This is a genomic window from Legionella qingyii (genome assembly GCF_003184185.1).
In genome coordinates this window covers 1-16371 of record NZ_QHJG01000055.1, presented here as the reverse complement: position 1 = coordinate 16371, position 16371 = coordinate 1, and the positions used below count along the sequence as shown (strand labels likewise).

The window sequence follows — 16371 nt, the reverse complement described above, 5'->3', positions numbered from 1 at the left end:
ATGGACGAAGGTTTACGATTCGCAATTCGGGAAGGTGGCCGTACTGTTGGCGCCGGTGTTGTTGCGAAAATTATCGAGTAACAAAGTTAAATTGTGTTGGCATGAATTATAATGATTCGTGCCAATTAATTTAGGCCAGTAGCTCAATTGGCAGAGTGGCGGTCTCCAAAACCGCAGGTTGGGGGTTCGATTCCCTCCTGGCCTGCCAACTTACAAGTGAATATGAAAAGTTCTAACGAAAATCAAAGTACTACTAAAAATATACTTTCATGGATGTCTGTGGTTCTTGTAACTGCAGCAGCTTTTTTTTGTACATATCACTATACATTTTCAGGTCCCATCCAGTCGATAATATGGCTAGTATGGTTATTGTTGACTTTATTTTTTGCCTACATGACATCTGTGGGTAAACAAGTATTTAAATTTGCTCAAGAATCAAAAGTTGAATTGTTAAAAGTCGTTTGGCCAACCCGCCAGGAGACGATACAGACAACAACCATTGTTATTGTTATGGTAGCCGTAACCGGATTTATACTCTGGGGAGTCGATTCTGTGATGATGTGGGCAATTGCTAAAATAACGCATTTAGGGTGAATTCGGTGGAAGAACACAAATCGAAACAATGGTATGTTGTACATGCCTATTCAGGTTACGAGAATTTCGTTATGCGCGAAATTAAATCTCGTGCGCAACACCACAACTTAGAAGATAAAATTGGTGAAGTTGTTGTGCCTTCAGAAGAAGTTGTTGAAATGCGTTCAGGCCAAAAGCGCAAAAGTACACGCAAGTTTTTTCCAGGCTATGTATTAGTAAACATGGTTATGGATGATCAGACATGGCATATGATAAGAGCAATACCAAGAGTTTTAGGCTTTATTGGTGGAACCAGTCAGACACCTACACCTATTACTGATAAAGAAGCACGAGCAATCATGCAACGTGTTGAAGATGGCGTTACCAAACCAAGACCCAAGATCCTCTTTGAACCAGGTGAAGTGGTTCGAGTTAAAGAAGGTCCATTTGTTGACTTTAATGGTGTAGTAGAAGAAGTCAATTATGAGAAAAACAAATTAAGAGTAGCTGTCCTGATTTTTGGACGATCTACTCCAGTTGAACTTGAATTTAGTCAAGTAGAGAAAACTTAGTTCGCTAAGGTGCCCTGATAAGTCTTAATAAACATCTTGTTTAGAAAAGAGTTATACAGGGCTATTTTGTGTAAAAAGGGGAGCTAGGAGACATAGAGAAAGTAAACTCATATTAACTTGGCGTATGACCCGTAAGGAGTAAAGATGGCAAAAAAAGTAGAAGCATATATAAAGTTGCAAATCCCAGCAGGTAAAGCAAATCCAAGTCCACCAGTCGGTCCAGCTTTGGGTCAACGCGGTGTAAACATTATGGAGTTTTGTAAGGCCTTCAATGCTGCGACACAACAAATGGAACAAGGGTTACCCACTCCTGTTGTTATCACTGTATATAGTGACCGTAGCTTTACCTTTATTACTAAGACACCACCAGCTTCAGTTCTTCTGAAAAAGGCTGCCGGTATTCAAAGTGGAAGTGGTACACCTAACACTAAAAAAGTGGCCAAACTTAACGTCAAGCAACTTGAAGAAATTGCGAAAATTAAAGAGCCTGATTTAACTGCAGCAAGCTTAGCAGCAGCAGTTAGAAGTATTGCAGGTACTGCTCGCAGTATGGGTATTGACGTTGAAGGTTTAGAGTAAGGGGGATGCCATGCCAAGAGTATCGAAAAAACAAAAAAAGATTTTAGAGACAATCAAAACAAATCATTTATATAGTGCTAGTGAAGCAATCAATCTTTTAAAACAATTTGCTTCAACTAAATTTCGCGAAAGTTTAGATATAAGTGTTAATTTGGGTGTTGATCCTCGTAAATCAGATCAAGTAGTCCGTTCATCAACCAATTTACCTAAAGGTACCGGTAAAGTTGTTCGTGTAGCTGTGTTTGCACAAGGCGACAACGCAACTAAAGCTAAAGACGCTGGTGCTGATATCGTTGGATTTGAAGATTTGGCTGAAAAGATAAAAGGCGGCGCAATGGACTTCGATGTTGTTATTGCTACGCCCGATGCAATGCGTATTGTTGGTCAGTTAGGTCAGGTTCTAGGTCCAAGAGGCTTAATGCCAAATCCAAAAGTTGGAACTGTAACTACCAACGTTGAAGCTGCAGTTAAAGATGCTAAATCAGGTCAAGTACGATACAGAACTGATAAAAATGGTATTATACATTGTACCGTTGGGAAAGTAGATTTTACTGTTGAAGACATTATTGAAAATATTGTTGCTTTAATTAACGATCTTAAAAAGGCGAAGCCTTCTTCATCAAAAGGTCAATATTTAAAGAAAATATCTTTATCTACAACTATGGGTCCTGGCATAGCTATTGATATTTCATCAATACCTGTGTAATATATCCACCCATTTTTAGGAATTCACGGCATAGATTTGGTTCCATGCCGTCGAAGACCGCAGGTGCTAACGCTTAATTTCCTGCGCAGACGGTGAACCGGCTCCAACTTAATGAAAGAGGCGGCCACCATAACTGGCAAATCCTTGTGATTTGTATAATTAGGAGGTCAGTAACGTGACATTAAATTTAGCTGCAAAAAAAGCTGTTGTTGAAGAAGTGACTGCGGTCGCCTCAAAGGCTATTTCGGCAGTAGTTGCTGATTATCGTGGTTTAACTGTTAATCAAATGACGCACTTACGTAGTGAAGCACGTAAATCTGGTGTTTATCTTCGGGTTGTAAGAAATACATTGACAAGAAGAGCATTTAAAAACACTGAATTTGAGTGCTTGAATGACTTGCTTGTTGGCCCGTTATTCATCGCGTTATCACTAGAAGCACCTAGTGATGCTGCAAGACTACTTAAAGAATTCACTAAGACATGCGACAAACTTGAGGTCAGAGCATTATCAGTAGGCGGAAAAGTATACAAAGCAGATCAAATTGATGCTGTAGCAAGCTTACCGACTCGTGATGAAGCTATTGCCAAGTTAATGTACGTGATGAAAGCGCCCGTTGAGAAATTTGTCAGAACTCTTGCTGAGCCTCATGCTAAATTAGTAAGAACCTTAGCAGCGGTAAAAGATAAAAAAGCAGGTTAAATCACATTTAATCAATAAATTAATTTTAAATCAGGAGCTAGTAATGGCTGTGTCAAAAAATGATATTTTAGAAACCATAGCAAATATGTCTGTTATGGAAGTTGTTGAGTTAATCGAAGCAATGGAAGAGAAATTTAACGTTTCTGCTGCCGCTGCTGCTGTTGCAGTTGCTGCTCCAGCTGCTGCTGCTGCCGCTGCTGAAGAACAAACAGAATTTACTGTTGTTATGACCAGTTTCGGTGCAAACAAAGTTAACGTTATTAAAGCAGTTCGTGGTATTACTGGTCTTGGCTTGAAAGAAGCTAAAGATTTAGTAGAAGGTGCTCCTTCAACAATTAAAGAAGGTGTATCTAAAGATGAAGCTGCTAACATCAAGAAAGAACTTGAAGAAGCTGGTGCTTCAGTAGAAGTTAAATAATAAAGTTATATCAGTGAGATAGGACCCAGCCATGGCTTCATGGCTGGGTTTACGTGTTTGAAGTCATCAATAATTTACAGAGGAAACACCATGGCCGTTGCAGAAGCTAAACCTCAATATTCGCATGCTGAGAAAAAACGATTTCGCAAAAGCTTTGGTACGCAGGCCGATAAAATGGCAATACCAAATCTGCTTGAAATTCAACTCAAATCCTACAGGGATTTTCTTCAGGCTGATAGCAAGTCAAATGAACACTTTAATACAGGATTGCATGCTGCATTTTCTTCTGTATTTCCGATTGAAAGCTTTTCTGGCAATGCACGACTAGAATATGTTGGTTATAAGTTAGGCGAACCAGCGTTTGATGTTCGTGAATGCAAATTAAGAGGCCTAACATATTCTGCACCATTGAGGGTTAAAATAAGACTTGTTGTTCTGGATAAGGACGCAAGCGAAGAACCTAAGCCAATCAAAGATATTAGAGAGCAAGACGTTTTTATGGGTGAAATACCTTTAATGACAGACGTAGGTACGTTTGTTGTAAATGGTACTGAAAGAGTAGTTGTTTCTCAATTACATCGATCACCTGGTGTTATATTTGAACATGATAAAGGCAAGACCCATTCATCTGGTAAGCTGTTATATTCTGCACGCATTATACCCTACCGTGGTTCTTGGTTAGATTTTGAATTTGATCCAAAAGATTGTGTTTATGTTCGTATTGATAGACGACGTAAATTACCGGTAAGTATTCTCTTAAGAGCTTTAGGATACGAAACAGAAGATATCCTAAGTGAATTTTTTGAAATGACTAGCTGCCATCTTAAAAATGGCGAATATCATATTGACCTCATACCTCAACGCTTACGCGGTGAAATTGCTTCATTTGATATTCATGTTCCTGAAACAGGAGAGCTAATAGTTGAACAAGGTAGAAGAATCACTGCACGCCATATAAAATTAATGGAAAAAAGTCAGATGAAAGATCTGATAGTGCCTCGTGATTATTTAATAGGTAAAACATTATCAAAAAATATAATAGACACTTCTACTGGAGAGTTTATTGCTCAAGCAAATGATGAAGTTACTGATGATTTGCTTGATGTAATGGCATCTAACGGAATCCATAAATTTGATATGATTTATACCAACGATTTAGATCATGGTTCCTATATATCGGATACAGTCAAAATAGATCCAACCTCTAGTCAATTGGAAGCACTTGTAGAAATTTATCGTATGATGCGTCCAGGCGAGCCACCAACAAAAGAGGCGGCTGAAGCTTTATTTAAAAATCTATTTTTTGTCGATGAACGTTATGACTTATCTGCTGTTGGAAGAATGAAATTCAACCGACGTGTCGGCCGAAAAAATGATGATGGTCCAGGTACTTTGACTAAAGAAGATATCATGGCTGTTATCAAGACATTAATCGACATAAGAAATGGTATTGGAATGGTTGATGATATTGACCACCTTGGTAACCGAAGAGTACGAAGTGTTGGTGAAATGACTGAAAACCAATTTAGAGTAGGACTTGTACGTGTTGAAAGAGCAGTTAAAGAACGTTTAAGTTTGGTTGAGTCTGAAAATCTGATGCCTCAAGATTTAATTAACGCAAAACCTGTTTCTGCGGCAATTAAAGAGTTTTTCGGTTCAAGCCAGCTGTCACAATTTATGGATCAAGTAAACCCCTTATCGGGCGTTACCCATAAGCGAAGAGTTTCCGCATTAGGCCCAGGTGGTTTAACACGTGAGCGTGCAGGTTTTGAGGTCCGCGACGTACATACAACACACTATGGTCGTGTATGTCCTATTGAAACTCCTGAAGGTCCAAACATTGGTCTGATTAACTCATTATCTGTTTATGCAAGAACAAATGATTATGGATTTATTGAAACTCCATGTCGCAAAGTAATCAATGGTCGCGTGACTGATGAGATTGAATATCTGTCAGCTATTGAAGAAGTTGACCAGTATATTGCACAATCAAGTGTTGCTCTTGATAAAGAGGGTAACATTCTTGCAGATCTGGTTCCTTGCAGACATCAAAATGAATTTTCATTAACTACTCCCGATAATATTAACTACATGGATATTTCACCGAAGCAGATTGTTTCTGTAGCTGCTTCTCTAATTCCATTCTTGGAGCATGATGATGCGAACCGAGCTTTGATGGGTTCAAACATGCAGCGACAAGCAGTACCAACTCTACGATCTGAAAAACCTCTAGTAGGAACAGGAATGGAGCGTATTGTAGCTTCTGACTCAGGGGTTTCTGTAGTAGCAAAACGAGGTGGAGTAATTGACCTCGTTGATGCATCACGGATTGTTGTTCGCGTGAATGATGCTGAAACTACTGCAGGCGAGACAGGTGTGGATATATACAACCTGACTAAATACTTCCGATCAAACCAAGATACATGTATTAATCAACGACCAATAGTTAATACTGGTGATATCATTCAAAGAGGCGATATCTTGGCAGACGGTCCCTGTACTGATATGGGTGAACTGGCTTTAGGTCAGAACTTATTAGTCGCTTTTATGCCCTGGAATGGGTATAACTTTGAGGACTCTATTCTTATTTCCGAACGTATCGTACAAGATGATCGATTCACAACAATTCACATAGAAGAATTAACATGTATCGCTCGAGACACCAAATTAGGTACTGAAGAAATTACTGCAGATATCCCTAATGTTGGTGAGTCAGCACTATCTAACCTGGATGAATCAGGCGTAGTGTACATTGGTGCTGAAGTTAAGGCAGGTGATATTCTTGTTGGTAAAGTTACTCCTAAGGGTGAAACACAACTGACCCCTGAAGAAAAACTCTTACGAGCAATCTTCGGTGAAAAGGCTTCTGATGTTAAAGATTCATCACTTCGCGTTCCATCAGGAATGAACGGTACAGTTATCGATGTACAAGTATTTACTCGTGATGGTTTAGAAAAGGACGCACGTGCGAAAAGCATCGAAGAAGAACATCTTGCTCGAGTTCGTAAGGACTTAGTTGATGAGCGACGTATTCGTGAAGAAGATATCTACCACCGTGTAGCAAATATTGTTCTCGATAAAGTTGCAACAGGCGGACCAGGGAACCTGAAACCAGGATCCAAAATAACTCAGGAGTACCTGGATAAACTAAGTAGAGAAAAGTGGTTTGATATCCGTCTCGAAAATGACGCAACAAGCCAACAACTAGAACAACTTTCAAAACAACTTGAAATGTTGTCTAAAGAAATGGAAAAGCGTTTTAATGACAGTCGTAAGAAAATAATTCAAGGTGATGATTTAGCTCCTGGTGTTTTAAAAATTGTCAAAGTCTATCTGGCTGTGAAAAGACGTATTCAACCAGGTGATAAAATGGCAGGTCGTCATGGAAACAAGGGGGTTATCTCTATTGTTGTTCCCGTTGAGGACATGCCACATATGGAAGATGGAACAGCTGTAGACATCGTTCTTAATCCGCTGGGCGTACCATCACGGATGAATATCGGGCAAGTACTTGAAACCCACCTTGGCTTAGCGGCAAAAGGGTTAGGTAATAAAATTGCTCAGATGCTTGATGCAAGAAAAAATGCGACTGAAATCAGGTCATTCCTGAATAAAATATATAACCATGATGACGTACAACGAGTACATTTAGATTGCCTGAATGATGAAGAAGTACTTAGATTGGCAGACAATTTACGTGCTGGTGTACCCATGGCAACACCTGTTTTTGATGGTGCTTCTGAAGAAGAAATAAAAAGCATGTTGCAGTTAGCAGATTTATCTTCCGATGGTAAAACGTTCTTAATTGATGGTAGAACTGGAAATAAATTTGATAACCCAGTAACTGTAGGTTACATGTACATGTTGAAACTAAACCATTTAGTTGATGATAAGATACATGCTCGCTCCACTGGCTCATACAGTCTAGTAACACAACAACCATTAGGTGGTAAAGCACAGTTTGGTGGACAGCGATTTGGGGAGATGGAGGTTTGGGCTCTCGAAGCTTATGGTGCAGCTTATACATTACAGGAAATGTTGACTGTGAAATCAGATGACGTTGGAGGTAGAACAAAGATCTACAAAAATATTGTCGATGGCGATCATCGTATGGACCCAGGAATGCCTGAGTCTTTCAATGTACTGTTGAAAGAAATCCGTGCATTGGGAATAGATATCGAACTCGAACACGATTAACTTTTTCAGCGATACATACTGATTAACAAATTTTTGGAGGCATAGACTTGAGTACTCTAAACGACGATCCAATGAATGAACCAATGAGAAAAGCTCCTGTAATGAGCGATTTGCTTGGCATACTTAAACAACAGGGACAAAGTGAAGAGTTCGACGCAATTAAGATTGCGTTGGCTTCTCCCGAGCTAATTCGTTCATGGTCATATGGTGAAGTAAAAAAACCAGAAACTATAAATTATCGTACATTTAAACCTGAGCGTGATGGCTTGTTCTGTGCCAAGACGTTTGGACCAGTTAAAGATTATGAATGCCTATGCGGTAAATACAAGCGTCTTAAACATCGTGGCGTTATTTGCGAAAAGTGCGGTGTTGAGCTTGCTCTGGCTAAAGTTCGGCGTGAACGTATGGGGCATATCGAACTAGCAAGCCCAGTTGCACATATCTGGTTCTTGAAGTCATTACCTTCCAGAATAGGTTTATTACTGGATATGACTTTACGAGATATCGAACGTGTACTTTATTTTGAAGCATTTGTAGTTGTTGACCCTGGAATGACTGAATTGGAACGCGGCCAATTGCTGAATGATGAAGTATATCTAGATGCAATGGAACAATATGGTGATGAATTTGACGCCCGCATGGGTGCCGAAGCAATTCGTGATTTACTACGTCAAGTTGATTTGGAAGATGAAATCAGGAATTTACGTGAAGAATTACCAACAACCAATTCTGAAACAAAAATCAAGAAAATTACAAAGCGATTAAAGTTACTTGAGGCTTTTTATGAGTCTGGGAATAAACCAGAGTGGATGATCATGGATGTATTGCCTGTTCTGCCACCTGATTTAAGACCTCTAGTCCCATTAGATGGTGGCCGCTTTGCTACATCTGACTTGAATGATTTGTATCGACGCGTTATTAACCGAAATAATCGTTTGAAACGTCTTCTGGATTTGAATGCGCCAGACATTATAGTACGCAATGAAAAGAGAATGTTACAGGAATCAGTTGATGCGTTGCTTGATAATGGACGTCGTGGCCGTGCAATTACTGGTACTAACAAGCGACCGCTTAAATCATTAGCAGATATGATTAAAGGAAAGCAAGGTCGTTTCCGTCAAAACCTGTTAGGCAAACGTGTAGACTATTCAGGTCGTTCAGTAATTGTGGTTGGTCCAACTTTGAAACTGCATCAGTGCGGTCTCCCAAAGAAAATGGCGCTGGAGTTATTTAAACCATTTATATTTAGCAAACTTGAATTCAGAGGTTTAGCTACCACAATTAAAGCGGCCAAGAAAATGGTAGAGCGCGAAGAGTCAGTTGTTTGGGATATCTTGGATGATGTGATTCGCGAACATCCTATCCTGCTAAACCGTGCTCCTACGTTACATAGATTAGGTATCCAGGCATTTGAGCCCGTACTAATTGAAGGTAAAGCTATTCAACTTCATCCTTTAGTGTGTACTGCATACAACGCGGACTTTGACGGTGACCAAATGGCTGTTCACGTTCCGTTGACTTTGGAGGCACAATTAGAAGCTCGCTCACTAATGATGTCAACAAATAACATCTTGTCACCTGCGAGTGGTGAGCCTATTATTGTACCCAGCCAGGACGTTGTACTTGGCTTATATTACTTAACCCGAGAAAAAGTTAATGCATTGGGCGAAGGGAAAATTTTCGTAAGTCCCCAAGAAGCACAAAACTTTTATGAGTCGGGTCATCTTGATATTCATGCCAAAATTAAAATCCGTATGCCAAAAGAAGACGGAGAAGGCTATCATTTAGTTGAAACAACAGTTGGTAGAGCAATTCTTGCTGAGGTATTACCCAAAGGTATGACTTTTGCAACGATAAACCGTACCATGACCAAGAAAGTTATTTCAAAGGTTATTGACACCTGCTATAGAACTTTTGGTTTGAAAGAAACAGTTATTTTTGCTGATAAGCTTATGTACACTGGCTTTAAGTATGCAACACGCTCTGGAGTGTCAATTGGTATTGAAGATATGGAAATACCAGATGATAAAGCCAGTATTATCGAGCATGCTGATAACGAAGTTCGAGAAATTGAATCACAATTCCGCTCTGGTCTAGTTACTAATGGCGAACGTTACAATAAAGTAATCGATATTTGGTCCAGAACTAACGAACTGGTTGCTAAATCGATGATGACTAAAATTGCAACAGAAGAAGCTTTTGACGCAAAAGGCAATAAGGTTCGACAAGAGTCATTTAACCCAATCTTTATGATGGCTGACTCTGGTGCGCGGGGTTCCGCAGCGCAAATTAGACAGCTGGCAGGTATGCGGGGACTGATGGCTGCGCCAGATGGCTCAATTATTGAAACCCCAATTACAGCTAACTTCCGCGAAGGTTTGAATGTATTCCAGTACTTTATTTCGACACACGGAGCGAGAAAGGGTTTGGCAGATACAGCGTTAAAAACAGCTAACTCGGGTTATCTGACAAGACGTTTAGTGGATGTAGCTCAAGACGTAGTGATTACTGAAGATGATTGCGGTGTGGATACCGGTATTTTAATGCAACCTCTGATTGAGGGTGGTGATATCGTTGAGCCACTACATGAGCGAGTTTTAGGAAGGGTCGTTGCTTCTGATGTTTATATTCCTAACCAGAGTGAACCTGTAGTAACTGCTGGAACATTATTGGATGAAGAGTGGGTTGAAAAACTGGAAAAACAAGGTGTAGACCAAATTTTGGTTCGTTCACCGATTACCTGTCAAACCCGTTTTGGATTATGTGCTAAGTGCTATGGTCGAGATCTGGCAAGAGGTCATCTCGTTAATACCGGTGAAGCCGTAGGTATTATTGCTGCCCAATCAATTGGTGAGCCTGGTACTCAGCTAACAATGCGTACTTTCCATATTGGAGGTGCTGCTTCCCGAGCAACTGCCGCGAATAATATTCAGATTAAAACTAAAGGGGTTATACGTTTACATAACATTAAAACAGTAACTCACGAAAACAAAAACTTGGTTGCGGTATCACGTTCTGGTGAAGTAACTATTGTTGATGAATTTGGGCGCGAGCGTGAGCGTTATAAGTTACCTTACGGTGCAGTAATTTCAGTTCAAGACAATTCGCCTGTGGAGGCTGGACAAGTTATTGCTACATGGGATCCGCATACTCACCCGGTTATTTCTGAGGTAACAGGATATCTGAAATTCGTTGATTTGATTGATGGTATTACCATGAATCGACAAACAGACGAGCTAACCGGCTTGAGCAACATTGTAGTTATCGATGCGAAACAACGTAGTGCAGCAGGTCGTGATATGCGTCCGATGGTAAAATTAGTCGCGGAAAATGGCGAAGATATTTATCTTGCTGGTACGAACGTTCCTGCTCAATACTATCTGCCTGTCGATGCAATTGTTAATTTCGAAGATGGCAATCACGTAGGTATAGGGGATGTTATTGCCCGTATTCCCCAAGAGCGCTCTAAAACACGCGATATTACAGGGGGGCTGCCAAGGGTAGCTGATTTATTCGAAGCACGTAAACCTAAAGATTCAGCTGTTATGGCTGAAGTTTCAGGAATGGTTAGCTTTGGTAAGGAAACAAAAGGTAAGAGAAGATTACTTATTAATGTTTCTGAAGATCAATGTCATGAAGAATTGATACCCAAATGGAGACATATTTCTGTCTTCGAAGGGGAGCATGTTGAACGCGGTGAAATAATTGCTGAAGGCGCGCTCAATCCTCATGATATATTACGCTTGCTAGGTGTTGGTGCATTAGCTAATTACATCGTAAATGAAGTTCAAGACGTATATCGTTTACAAGGTGTAAAAATTAATGACAAACATATCGAAGTAATCGTACGACAAATGCTACGTAAACGAGTTATTACTTTTGCTGGGGATTCTAAGTTCTTAGTAGGAGAGCAAGTAGAAGAAAGCGTCCTGTTGCAAGAAAATGACAAGCTCATTGCTGAGGATAAACAAGCAGCCCGTGGTATTCCTATTTTGTTAGGTATTACAAAGGCTTCTTTGGCGACTGAGTCATTTATTTCTGCTGCTTCGTTCCAGGAAACAACAAGAGTTCTAACTGAAGCTGCTGTAAGTGGTAAAGTTGATGATTTACGTGGTTTAAAAGAAAATGTTATGGTAGGGCGCTTGATTCCAGCAGGAACAGGTTATGCATACCATCAAAGCCGAAAGGCAAAAAGAGCAAAGGCTGCAGCCGGTGAGCACCCAGTGCATACCGTCACTGCAAGTGATGTTGAGCATGCGTTAAGTGAAGCACTAAACGCAGATAATCAAGAACACTAGTTCGGATTCGAAAACGGCAGATTAAACTTGACAAATCTGCCGTAGCTATATAGAATCCGGCCTCCTTATGCATTCGAAATAATCAAAAGAGACAGATCGGAGTTAAGTATAAATGGCTACTATTAATCAGTTAGTAAGAAAGCCTCGTGTGGACGTAAAGAAGAAAAGTAACGTGCCTGCACTGGAATCATGTCCACAAAGACGCGGTGTGTGTACACGCGTTTACACTACTACACCTAAAAAACCTAACTCAGCTATGCGTAAGGTTGCTCGTGTACGTTTAACTAATGGATTTGAAGTTTCATCATACATTGGTGGAGAAGGCCATAACCTTCAGGAACACTCAGTTGTTCTAATTAGAGGTGGTCGTGTTAAAGATTTGCCTGGGGTGCGTTACCACACTGTACGCGGTAGCTTAGATACATCAGGTGTTAATGATCGTAAACAAGGCCGTTCAAAATACGGTACTAAAAAACCAAAAGATAAAAAATAACTGATTGTAGGAAATCGAAATGCCTAGAAGAAGAGAAGTCCCTAAAAGAGAAATTTTGCCAGATCCTAAGCATCATAGTGAATTATTAGCAAAATTTATCAACGTTTTAATGGTTAGCGGTAAGAAATCTACTGCTGAAAAAATTATATATGGTGCTTTATCCGTTATGGAAGAGCGCGTAAAGAAACTTAAAAAAGCAGATGAAGATGAAGGTGAATCAGGTTCAAACGGTTCAGCAACAGTTCTTCGTTATTTTGAAAATGCTTTAGATAATGTGCGCCCAAGCGTTGAAGTTCGTTCACGCCGAGTTGGTGGTGCTACATATCAAGTACCTGTTGAAGTTAGAACTGACCGAAGCATTGCTTTGGGAATGCGCTGGATTGTACAGGCAGCACGTACTCGCGGAGAAAAGGGTATGATGCTACGTTTAGCTGGAGAACTGATGGATGCTTACGAAAGTAAAGGTTCTGCAGTGAAGAAACGCGAAGATACACATAAGATGGCAAAAGCCAACCAGGCGTTTGCACACTTTAGATGGAACTAATAGAGAGGTAATTCCGTGTCTACTCCATTAAAGCTATATAGAAACATAGGTATTGCAGCGCACGTTGATGCTGGGAAAACCACAACAACTGAGCGTGTACTGTACTATACTGGAATGTCTCATAAAATTGGTGAAGTTCATGACGGTGCTGCAACTATGGACTGGATGGTTCAGGAGCAAGAGCGCGGCATTACCATTACGTCAGCAGCAACAACTTGCTACTGGTCAGGTATGGACAAACAGTTCGAACGCCATCGAATCAACATTATCGATACTCCAGGACACGTCGACTTTATGATTGAAGTAGAGCGTTCATTGCGTGTACTCGATGGTGCTGTAGTTGTGTTCGATTCAGTATCCGGAGTGGAACCACAGTCTGAAACTGTTTGGCGTCAAGCAAACAAATATGGTGTGCCACGTATCGTATTCGTCAATAAGATGGATAGAATGGGTGCAAACTTCCTTCGTGTTGTGAGCCAAATTAAACAAAGACTCGGTTCAAATCCTGTCGTTGTTCAATTGCCTATTGGTGCTGAAGAAGAGTTTAAAGGCGTTATTGACCTCATTAAAATGAAGGCAATTCACTGGGATGAAGAAAACAAGGGGATGACTTTCCAATATAAAGATGTTCCTGCGGATCTCAAAGAACAATGCGAAGAATATCGTGCTTTACTCGTAGAAGCTGCCGCAGAAGCAAATGAAGATCTCATGGAAAAATATCTTGATGGTCAAGAATTTACTGAAGTAGAGATTAAAAAAGCGCTACGTCAACTGACTATTAGCAACCAAATTGTCCCTGTTTTCTGTGGTTCAGCCTTTAAAAATAAAGGGGTGCAAGCAGTACTAGACGGAGTGATTGAATATTTACCTTCTCCAACTGACATTCCCGACGTTCAAGGTATTGATGAAGATGGTGAGCCTGCTTCTCGTAAAACTAGCTATGATGCTCCTTTTTCTGCTTTGGCTTTTAAAATCGCAACTGACCCATTCGTTGGTACTTTAACCTATTTCAGAACCTACTCAGGTGTTTTAAAGAGTGGTGATACTGTTTATAACTCGGTGAAAGCTAAAAGAGAGCGTATAGGTCGTTTGCTACAGATGCATGCTAATTCACGCGAAGAAATTAAAGAAGTTAGAGCCGGTGATATTGCGGCAGCTGTGGGACTGAAAACAGTAATGACTGGTGATACCCTATGTGATACCGAGAACGTAGTCATATTAGAAAGAATGGATTTTCCAGATCCTGTAATTGCAGTAGCTGTTGAACCAAAAACAAAAGCAGACCAAGAAAAAATGGGTATTGCTCTTGGTAAGTTGGCTCAAGAAGATCCTTCATTCAGAGTTCATACTGATGAAGAATCTGGTCAAACTATCATTGAAGGTATGGGCGAGCTTCATCTGGAAATTATTGTTGACCGCATGAAACGTGAGTTTAATGTGGAAGCTAATGTTGGTAAGCCTCAAGTTGCCTATCGCGAAACATTGAAACAACCTGTGGAGCAAGAAGGCAAATTTGTAAGACAATCAGGTGGGCGTGGACAATATGGTCACGTTTGGTTGAAAATTGAACCCCAGGAACCTGGAGCAGGTTATGAGTTTATCAACGCAATTGTTGGTGGTGTTATTCCTAAAGAATACATTCCAGCTGTTGATAAGGGTGTTCAAGAGCAGATGCAAAATGGCGTTATTGCTGGTTATCCAGTAGTGGATGTTAAAGTCACGTTGTTTGACGGTTCATTCCATGAAGTGGATTCTAGTGAGATGGCATTTAAAATCGCTGGTTCACAATGCTTTAAGCAAGGTGCATTAAAAGCTAAACCTGTATTGCTTGAACCTATAATGAGTGTTGAAGTCGTAACCCCTGAGGATTATATGGGGGATGTTATGGGTGACCTTAACAGACGTCGCGGTCTGGTTCAAGGAATGGAAGATTCACCAGCAGGTAAAATTGTTAGGGCTGAAGTTCCATTAGCAGAGATGTTTGGTTATTCGACCGATTTACGTTCTGCGACGCAAGGAAGAGCAACATATACAATGGAATTTAGTAAGTACGCGGAAGCACCAAATAACATTGCTGAAGCAATTATTAAGAAACAATAAAGTTAACGAGGTTATTGAAATGGCGAAGGAAAAATTTGAGCGTAAGAAGCCACACGTAAACGTGGGCACGATTGGTCACGTAGACCACGGTAAGACGACATTAACAGCGGCTATTACCACAATTATGGCGAAGAAGTTTGGTGGTACAGCGAAAGCCTATGATCAGATTGATGCGGCCCCAGAAGAGCGTGAGCGTGGTATTACGATTTCTACAGCACACGTAGAATACGAATCAGCAAACAGACACTATGCACACGTAGATTGCCCAGGACATGCTGACTATGTTAAGAACATGATTACTGGAGCGGCGCAAATGGACGGCGCGATACTCGTAGTATCAGCAGCAGATGGTCCTATGCCACAAACTAGAGAGCACATTCTGTTATCACGCCAAGTAGGTGTTCCATACATTGTTGTGTTCATGAACAAAGCAGACATGGTCGATGATCCAGAGTTATTAGAATTGGTTGAGATGGAAGTACGTGACTTGTTAAGCAGTTACGATTTCCCTGGCGATGATATCCCAATTGTAGTTGGTTCTGCGCTGAAAGCGTTAGAAGGAGATGAGAGTGAGATTGGTGTAAAAGCAATTGAGAAATTGGTTGAAACCATGGACTCATACATTCCTGAGCCAGTAAGAAACATTGATAAAGCATTCTTGTTACCGATTGAAGACGTATTTTCAATTTCTGGACGTGGAACAGTAGTAACTGGTCGTGTAGAGAGTGGAATTGTGAAAGTGGGCGAAGAGATTGAGATTGTGGGAATCCGTGATACTCAAAAAACCACTTGCACAGGTGTTGAGATGTTCCGTAAGTTGTTGGATGAAGGTCGAGCTGGAGATAACGTAGGTGTGTTATTACGTGGAACCAAGCGAGACGAAGTTGAACGTGGCCAAGTATTAGCGAAGCCAGGTACAATTAAGCCTCATACAAAATTTGAAGCTGAAGTATACGTGTTGTCAAAGGAAGAAGGTGGACGTCATACTCCATTTTTCAATGGCTATAGACCACAGTTTTATTTCAGAACAACCGACGTAACAGGTACATGTGACTTACCATCTGGAGTAGAAATGGTAATGCCTGGTGATAACGTACAATTGACTATTCACCTACATGCACCTATTGCGATGGACGAAGGTTTACGATTCGCAATTCGGGAAGGTGGCCGTACTGTTGGCGCCGGTGTTGT

13 protein-coding genes and 1 tRNA gene are annotated in these 16371 nt (G+C 40.6%); all 14 read left to right on the top strand.

Annotated elements, in window-relative coordinates; genetic code table 11:
• A partial coding sequence (locus DGG96_RS19745) for an EF-Tu C-terminal domain-related protein (protein ID WP_078767514.1) occupies positions 1 to 81 on the top strand: 81 nt, incomplete at its 5' end.
• Positions 82 to 132: 51 nt separating this feature from the next.
• Positions 133 to 208, top strand: a tRNA-Trp gene (locus DGG96_RS19740).
• A 14-nt stretch (positions 209 to 222) separates the two neighbouring features.
• Positions 223 to 594 (top strand): preprotein translocase subunit SecE, encoded by a 372-nt coding sequence (gene secE / locus DGG96_RS19735; RefSeq protein ID WP_110144191.1) that lies wholly within the window; start codon positions 223 to 225, stop codon positions 592 to 594.
• Between the two features lie 5 nt (positions 595 to 599).
• Entirely contained in the window at positions 600 to 1145 is a 546-nt protein-coding gene (gene nusG, locus DGG96_RS19730) for a transcription termination/antitermination protein NusG (RefSeq protein WP_165831650.1), read from the top strand.
• Between the two features lie 144 nt (positions 1146 to 1289).
• Positions 1290 to 1724, top strand: a complete 435-nt coding sequence (rplK, locus tag DGG96_RS19725) for a 50S ribosomal protein L11 (protein WP_010654844.1) — start codon at positions 1290 to 1292, stop codon at positions 1722 to 1724.
• A 10-nt stretch (positions 1725 to 1734) separates the two neighbouring features.
• Positions 1735 to 2430 carry a 50S ribosomal protein L1 gene (rplA, locus tag DGG96_RS19720; RefSeq protein WP_110144189.1) on the top strand — a complete coding sequence of 232 codons (696 nt, stop codon included), beginning with the start codon at positions 1735 to 1737 and terminating at the stop codon, positions 2428 to 2430.
• A gap of 175 nt (positions 2431 to 2605) precedes the next feature.
• Entirely contained in the window at positions 2606 to 3130 is a 525-nt protein-coding gene (gene rplJ, locus DGG96_RS19715) for a 50S ribosomal protein L10 (protein ID WP_110144188.1), read from the top strand.
• A gap of 43 nt (positions 3131 to 3173) precedes the next feature.
• Positions 3174 to 3548: a 50S ribosomal protein L7/L12 gene (gene rplL, locus DGG96_RS19710; RefSeq protein ID WP_058466785.1), complete on the top strand. Its 375-nt coding sequence runs from the start codon at positions 3174 to 3176 to the stop codon at positions 3546 to 3548.
• Between the two features lie 90 nt (positions 3549 to 3638).
• The gene (gene rpoB, locus DGG96_RS19705) at positions 3639 to 7745 is read left to right on the top strand and encodes a DNA-directed RNA polymerase subunit beta (RefSeq protein ID WP_110144187.1); all 4107 of its coding nucleotides are present in this window, start codon (positions 3639 to 3641) and stop codon (positions 7743 to 7745) included.
• A 101-nt stretch (positions 7746 to 7846) separates the two neighbouring features.
• A complete protein-coding gene (gene rpoC, locus DGG96_RS19700; RefSeq protein ID WP_165831651.1) occupies positions 7847 to 12043 on the top strand; it encodes a DNA-directed RNA polymerase subunit beta' in 4197 nt (1398 codons plus the stop codon).
• Positions 12044 to 12155: 112 nt separating this feature from the next.
• The gene (gene rpsL, locus DGG96_RS19695) at positions 12156 to 12536 is read left to right on the top strand and encodes a 30S ribosomal protein S12 (protein ID WP_010654837.1); all 381 of its coding nucleotides are present in this window, start codon (positions 12156 to 12158) and stop codon (positions 12534 to 12536) included.
• Positions 12537 to 12555: 19 nt separating this feature from the next.
• The gene (rpsG, locus tag DGG96_RS19690; protein WP_110144185.1) at positions 12556 to 13080 is read left to right on the top strand and encodes a 30S ribosomal protein S7; all 525 of its coding nucleotides are present in this window, start codon (positions 12556 to 12558) and stop codon (positions 13078 to 13080) included.
• 15 nt (positions 13081 to 13095) lie between these two features.
• On the top strand, positions 13096 to 15180 hold the full coding sequence (fusA, locus tag DGG96_RS19685) for an elongation factor G (protein ID WP_110144184.1): 2085 nt from the start codon (positions 13096 to 13098) through the stop codon (positions 15178 to 15180).
• Positions 15181 to 15199: 19 nt separating this feature from the next.
• On the top strand, positions 15200 to 16371 hold a 1172-nt coding region (tuf, locus tag DGG96_RS19680; protein WP_110144192.1), incomplete at its 3' end, for an elongation factor Tu.

Coding starts and splice junctions, on each gene's coding strand:
- rpsL (WP_010654837.1), top strand. CDS start 12,156: ATGGCTACTATTAATCAGTTAGTAAGAAAGCCTCGTGTGGACGTAAAG.
- rpsG (WP_110144185.1), top strand. CDS start 12,556: ATGCCTAGAAGAAGAGAAGTCCCTAAAAGAGAAATTTTGCCAGATCCT.
- rplL (WP_058466785.1), top strand. CDS start 3,174: ATGGCTGTGTCAAAAAATGATATTTTAGAAACCATAGCAAATATGTCT.
- secE (WP_110144191.1), top strand. CDS start 223: ATGAAAAGTTCTAACGAAAATCAAAGTACTACTAAAAATATACTTTCA.
- rplA (WP_110144189.1), top strand. CDS start 1,735: ATGCCAAGAGTATCGAAAAAACAAAAAAAGATTTTAGAGACAATCAAA.
- rplK (WP_010654844.1), top strand. CDS start 1,290: ATGGCAAAAAAAGTAGAAGCATATATAAAGTTGCAAATCCCAGCAGGT.
- rpoC (WP_165831651.1), top strand. CDS start 7,847: ATGAGCGATTTGCTTGGCATACTTAAACAACAGGGACAAAGTGAAGAG.
- rpoB (WP_110144187.1), top strand. CDS start 3,639: ATGGCCGTTGCAGAAGCTAAACCTCAATATTCGCATGCTGAGAAAAAA.